Annotated in this window: 6 protein-coding genes; 4 read left to right on the forward strand and 2 right to left on the reverse strand. The window is 71.9% G+C overall.

Translation table 11 applies throughout. The annotated features are described in order from the left end of the window. Positions 1 to 202: 202 nt before the first annotated feature. Positions 203 to 1,177: an acyl-CoA desaturase gene (locus HF577_RS25395; RefSeq protein WP_169398468.1), complete on the reverse strand. Its 975-nt coding sequence runs from the start codon at positions 1,175 to 1,177 to the stop codon at positions 203 to 205. A gap of 289 nt (positions 1,178 to 1,466) precedes the next feature. Here HF577_RS25395 and HF577_RS25400 point away from each other — a divergent pair, with 289 nt between their 5' ends. Further along, positions 1,467 to 2,243, forward strand: a complete 777-nt coding sequence (locus HF577_RS25400; RefSeq protein ID WP_169398469.1) for a TetR/AcrR family transcriptional regulator C-terminal domain-containing protein — start codon at positions 1,467 to 1,469, stop codon at positions 2,241 to 2,243. A gap of 96 nt (positions 2,244 to 2,339) precedes the next feature. Here the strand turns inward: HF577_RS25400 and HF577_RS25405 are convergent, their stop codons facing one another. Continuing rightward, positions 2,340 to 3,554, reverse strand: a complete 1,215-nt coding sequence (locus HF577_RS25405) for a low temperature requirement protein A (RefSeq protein ID WP_169398470.1) — start codon at positions 3,552 to 3,554, stop codon at positions 2,340 to 2,342. 131 nt (positions 3,555 to 3,685) lie between these two features. Here HF577_RS25405 and HF577_RS25410 point away from each other — a divergent pair, with 131 nt between their 5' ends. The 3 genes from HF577_RS25410 to HF577_RS25420 form a co-directional block, all read left to right on the forward strand. After that, entirely contained in the window at positions 3,686 to 4,528 is an 843-nt protein-coding gene (locus tag HF577_RS25410) for an MEDS domain-containing protein (RefSeq protein ID WP_169398471.1), read from the forward strand. Between the two features lie 37 nt (positions 4,529 to 4,565). Beyond that, positions 4,566 to 5,555, forward strand: coding sequence for a sensor histidine kinase (locus tag HF577_RS25415; protein ID WP_169398472.1), 990 nt, complete (start codon positions 4,566 to 4,568; stop codon positions 5,553 to 5,555). A 93-nt stretch (positions 5,556 to 5,648) separates the two neighbouring features. Continuing rightward, a partial coding sequence (locus HF577_RS25420) for a chemotaxis protein CheB (protein WP_312859375.1) occupies positions 5,649 to 6,000 on the forward strand: 352 nt, incomplete at its 3' end.

Consider the following 6,000-nt stretch of genomic DNA (forward strand, 5'->3'; position numbering starts at 1 on the left):
GGCCGGCAACAGCGGCCTGCCCTGCGTCGTCCTGACGCCGGAGCCCGGCCACCGCTTCGTTCCTGCGGGCGTGCAACACACGAACACCGAAACTCAACGACCTACCTACCTAACTGGCGGACCCGTCGAATCGTTCCGCGAATCGCAAGAATATTTTTCCGGTGCTGCGAGCGGTCGGCGCGGAGGATGGTGCGCGTAGCCGTCAACCGGAGGTCGTGGCCGGGTCGGCGGTGAGCCGGGCCAGCCGGGAGGTGGTGGGCCAGCGAACGCTGTGCGCCCAGCCCAGCTTCTCCAGGATCCAGATCACGCGGGCGGACATGTCGACCTGTCCGGGCTGCACGCCGTGACGGGCGCAGGTGGGGTCGGCGTGGTGCAGGTTGTGCCAGGACTCGCCCATGGACAGGACCGCCAGCGGCCACACGTTGGTCGCCTTGCCCTGCGCAACGAACGGGCGATCACCGATCATGTGGCAGATCGAGTTGATCGACCATGTGACGTGGTGCAGTACGGCCACGCGCACCAGTCCGGCCCAGAAGAACGCCGTGAAGGCACCCCAGAACGACATGGTGACGAGGCCGCCGATCAGGGCCGGTGCGAGCAGGCTGATCACGGTCCACACCGGGAACAGCAGGCTGATCCGCGCGATGTCGCGGTCGGCGAGCAGGTCGGGGGTGAAGCGGGCGGCGTTGGTGCGGTCCTTCCCGAACAGCCAACCGAGGTGGGCGTGGAAGAACCCCTTGGCCAGCGCGGCCGGGGTGGTGCCGAACAGCCACGGCGAGTGCGGGTCGCCGTCCTTGTCGGAGTAGGCGTGGTGGCGGCGGTGGTCGGCGACCCAGGTGACGACGTCACCCTGCAGAGCCATGCTGCCGGCGATGGCGAGCCCGTTGCGCAGGCCCCGGTTCGCCTTGAACGCGCGGTGGGTGAAGTAGCGGTGGAAGCCGACCGTCACGCCGAAGCCGGAGAGGAAGTAGAAGCCCACGGCGAGGCCGATGTCGAGCCAGCTCAGGCCCCAACCCCAGGTCAGCGGCACGGCCGCGACCAGGGCCAGCATCGGGATCACGGTGAAGAGGTAGACCAGTGCGCTCTCCGCGGGTGGCCGTCTCCCGTCGAGCATCGGTTTGGCGCGGCCGCGCTGCTCGGTGGCTGTCGTGCCCCCGGGGGCGGTCAGTGTTGTCATGCTCGGGGTTCTCCTCGGTGATCTCGGGCGTGCGGCAGTCGTGCTGCGCCTGGTTGCGCTGACGTGGACCCGGTCCTGGCGGAACGGCTCTGCGAGACGAAGAGGCCCCGGGATGTGGGGCCCTCACGTGCCTGCGGATTCCTGCGACCGCACACTTCGAATACCCGTTATCCGACGATGTAGCACTTCGAACGGTGTGTGCGACGTGTCACTACTGTGTCGCGCTAGGTTGTAGACACTACGGTGTAGCGGACCAATCTTCAATCGGGAGGTGGGGCAGCGCACGACGATGAGCACGGAGGTTGGCCTGGTGGACGGCGACGACGCGTCGAACCCGGTTGTCGATGACGGAGACATCGACGGCGTCGCCGGTGCCGTCCCGGACGGGAGAGGGCGCCGGCCGGTGCTGTCCCGGAGCGAGGTGCTCGCCGCCGCCCTGTCGCTCATCGACCGCGACGGGGTCGAGGCGCTGTCCATGCGTCGCCTCGGCAAGGCGCTCGGCCGCGACCCGATGCGGCTCTACCGGCACGCGTCGAGCAAGGACGAGCTGCTCGACGGGGTGGTCGAGCTCGTGCTGTCCGAGCTCTCCGTCCCGGTGCCGGCGGACGCCGGCGACTGGGAGCAGGCCCTGCGGCGCACGGCCCACGCCTTCCGCGCGATCGTTCTCGCCCATCCATACGTCGTGCCCTTGCTGGTGACCCGCCCGCTGGCCACCCCACTGGCCATGCGCCCCCTGGGCACGCTGCGCCCGCTCGAGGACCTGCTGGCATTGTTCATGGAGGCAGGTTTCGACGGGCGCGGCGCTCTGCACGCCTACCGCCTCTACGTCGGTTTCCTGTACGGGCACGTGCTCAACGAGCTGCAGGAACGGGTGCAGGACCCGGACGAGAGCGATGACCTGCTGCGGCTCGGCCTCTACCGGCTGCCCGTCCTCGAGTTCCCGCGGCTGCGCGCGCTGGCGACCGAGCTGGCGGAGTACGACGGCGGTCAGGAGCTCGACGAGGGGCTCGACGTCATCCTGGCGGGCCTGCGCGAGCAGCTGAAGGCCCGCCCCACCGACTCGTGACGCCCACGCGCGGCGGTCGGGTGCGTCGTCCCTGACGGCCGCAGCGCCTACCGAGCGTAATCGGGTGATCGTCCGTGGGTGAGCGTCTCCCCGTCGTCAGGCGAGGGCGACACCGCGGCGGGCGCGTTGCCGGGCGCCCGACACGGCCACGGCCACCGTGATGAGGGCGAGCAGGCCGACGAGCACCAGCACGGGGACGTCCAGGACGGTGAGCACGAGGAGAGGGGCGATGGCGGCCACCGGCCACGGCCACAACGCCGACAGGCGCTTGTGGGCACCGACGAGCACGATGCCTGCGCCGATGAGGGTGAGGGTGATGCCACCGATCGCGGTCCACCCGGCCGGTGCGGGCAGGGCGGCGTACGGGTGCATGACCAGCTCCTCGATGCCGACGCCCGCCGCGGCGATACCGAGGCTGAGCGGCAGGTGGCCGTAGACGTAGAGGTCGTGCCGTACGTCGGCCTCGTCCTCCTCCTCCTCGTCCTCGTCGTCCTGAAGCTCCTCGTTGCCGCTGGCCGAGGCGACGTCGAAGTAGGTCCACCAGAGGGCGCCGCCCACCACGAACCCGACGGCCGCCACGACCACGGCCAGGCCGGCCCACGCGGCGTCGTGCACTCCCGTGACGATGCCCGCGACGACCTCCCCGAGCACGAGGATCACGAACAGCCCGAACCGTTCCGGCAGGTGGTCCATGTGCAGCGGTGCGGTGTCGCCCCGCCACGTGGCCACGACGGGGCCTGCGGCGTCGATGACCACCGCAACTGCCCACAGCACGTAGCGGGTCGGGGCCGGCACCGCGAGCGACACCGCCCAGAGTGCGGCGGCGATCCCGGTGCTGCCCAGGTAGACCGTGATGTTCCCCCGGCTCTCGGGCACGTGCCTCCACGCGCGCACGTACAGCGCGAGCAGCACGACCCGGCCGAGCAGGAAGCACGCCGCGAACGGCACCGCGGTCGCCCCGTCGGCACCGGTCGCGGCGGCGGCACAGCCGGCGATCGCGGCGGTGCCGACGAGCTGGGCGAGGCGGAAGACCACGTCGTCGGTGTCGAAGCGGTTGGCGTAGAGCGTGGTGCTGACCCACGAGAACCACATGGCCGTGAACAGACCGGCGAACACCGCGGCGCCCGACCAGCTGAGGTCCTTCAGGAACGCGGAGGCGAGCTCGGCGACGACGAGCACGTACGCCAGGTCGTAGAACAGCTCCAGCCGCGACGCCGTGCGTTCCTCACCGGTGGCGAGCCGCGGCGGGCGTACCCATTCCGCCGCGGCGTCGCGCGCCGCGACATCGGTCTCCTCGCGCTCCGCAGTCATGCGCTTCCTCCCCGGGTTCGATGGCCGCGACAGTGTCGCTGTCCCGTCGCCGCCGCGCTGGGTCGAGACCTTGACCGGCGACCGGGCTTCGGGCTGGGAACGGCGGCCGGGACGGGGCTACGGTTGGGGTCGTGTCCGCCACCGGTCGTGATCAGGTGACCACGATGTGGGACGGTCATCTGCTCCTGTTGCACCGCTCCGAGAGCGACCGGCTGGCCCGGTTGGCGGCCTGGGTGGGCAGGGGGCTCGACCAGGGGGAGAAGGTCCTCTGCGTCGAAGGCGCGGAGGCGGGGAACCCGTTGTTCGGTCACCTCCGCGGCTGCGGGATCGACGTCGACGCGGCCGCGGAGGAAGGCCGGTTGGAGCTGCTGCCCCTCGAGGCGTTCTCCTCGCCCGGCGCTCAGGACCAGGTGGTGGACCGGGCGCTCGACGAGGGGTTCCCGGCGCTGCGGATGTCCGCGCAGGCCGACTCGGCGCGCACGGTCCTCACCACCGAGGCGTACCAGGACCTGGAGCGCCGCATCGATCGGCTGTGCCGGACGCGACCGGTGTCGGCCATGTGCCGCTACGTGCGCCGCTCCACCACGGGACAGCTCCTGCGTGACGTCGTGGGGATGCACGTGGCGGGGGTGCGCGATCCGACCTTGAGCAGTGGTGGGGCCGGGTCGGAGCTGGTCCTCCGGGGTGAGGTCGACATCGCCAACGTCGATGTACTCGCAGCCACGCTGGCCGCTGCCCTGGATGCCGCGATGTCCTCCGGACGGGATGTGGTGCGGCTGGATCTCGCCGGGGTGGACTTCCTCGGTGTCTCTGCCTGCCGCGCGATCGTGGAGGAGAGCGTGGCCTTCCGCGACGGTGGTGGTCGCCTCGTGCTCGCGGGCTCGGCACCGGGGCTCCTTCGCGTCCTCACGCTCGTCGGGCTCCCTGCGGTCCCGGGCCTGGAGCTCATCGGATGGGACCGTCCGGCCGGTTGACGTATCGCTGTCCACGACAACGGGTACGCCCCGATTTGTGCAGGCCGGCCACCCCGACGCCCCCCTCGCCGCGAGCGCAGCTCACGCCGTGGCGCTGTACGGGTCCGACGCGGAGCTCCGGCGGATGGTGCTGCCCTTCGTGCGCGAGGGCCTGCACGGCGGAGAGGCTGTGGTGGCCGCCGTGTCGGAGCAGGCGGCCGCTGTGCTGTGCGAGGGGCTGGGGAAGGCCCGGAACGACGTTCGATGGGCGGTGCCCGGCCTCACCTACACCAGCCTCGGGCCGGCGTCGGAGGCTGTGCGCAGCTATCTCGCCGAGCAGCACGAGGCCGGTACCCCTGTCCGGCTCCTGGCGGAGAACGCCACCGGCGGTCCCGCGGGGCGGACTGCCGCGTACCTGCGTCTCGACGCGGTGAGCAGCGAGGTCTACGGCGTCTACGGGTTCCCCTGGGCGTGCCTGTACGACCGGCGCCGGCATCCGGCCGAGGTGCTCGAGCAGGTGGTTCAGGTCCACCCCCTGCTGCTCGGTGCGGACGGCCGTGCGGCCGGCAACGGCGCGTACGTGAGCCCCGAGGCGTACCTCGCCGCCCATCCCGGGCCACTGTCCCCGGTGCCGCCGACGGTGGCCCTCGACGTCACGCTGACCACGGGCGCGGAGCTGTCGGCCGTGCGAAACCGGGCGGCGGCCGCCGCCGGGCTCCTCGGTCTGCCCGTCGCCGACACCCGTGATCTCGAGCTCGGGGCCGGTGAGGTGATCGCCAACGCTCTGGAACACGGTGTCCTGCCCTGCCGGGTCCGGCTGTGGGGCGAGGCGGGGCAAGTGGTGGTCCGGGTGGACGACCGCGGGCCCGGCGACGGCGTCGCCACCGCGGGATTCCGCCGCCCACCCCTCGACAGCCGTTCCGGCATGGGACTCTGGATCGCCCGCCAGCTCGCCGACGTCGTCCACGTCGGAACCGGGGTGGACGGGAACGCGGTCGAGCTGCGGTTCGGCGCTGTCGCGCGAGGAGGCGGACGAGATGCCGCGTGACGACGGCGAGGGCGGCCGGGATCGGCGAACGACCGGTGTCCGAACTGTGAGGATCGGACGGGTGCGCGGCGCCGATACGGGGTACCGCAGACCGTGACACGTCCAGCGGTCGTTGCGGTCGGTGGGTCGGCCGGCGGAATCGAGGCGCTCGTCGCGATGGTGGCCGACCTGCCCGCCGACCTGCCAGCGTCCGTGCTGGTGACGGTGCACATCGGGCAGCACGCCCGGAGCAGCCTCCCGCGGATCCTGTCGCGGTCCGGACCGCTGCCCGCGGAGCACGCCGTTCACGGGGACCAGATCCGGCCCGGACGCATCTACGTCGCGCCTCCCGGATTCCACCTGCTCGTCGCGGGCGGGGTGGCGCGGCTGAGCCCGGGCCCGCGCGTCAACCGGCACCGGCCGGCGGTCGACGTGATGTTCGGCAGCGCGGCGCGGTGGGCGGGGG

It is taken from the genome of Pseudonocardia xinjiangensis (assembly GCF_012911925.1).
GTDB classification, from domain to species: domain Bacteria; phylum Actinomycetota; class Actinomycetes; order Mycobacteriales; family Pseudonocardiaceae; genus Pseudonocardia; species Pseudonocardia xinjiangensis.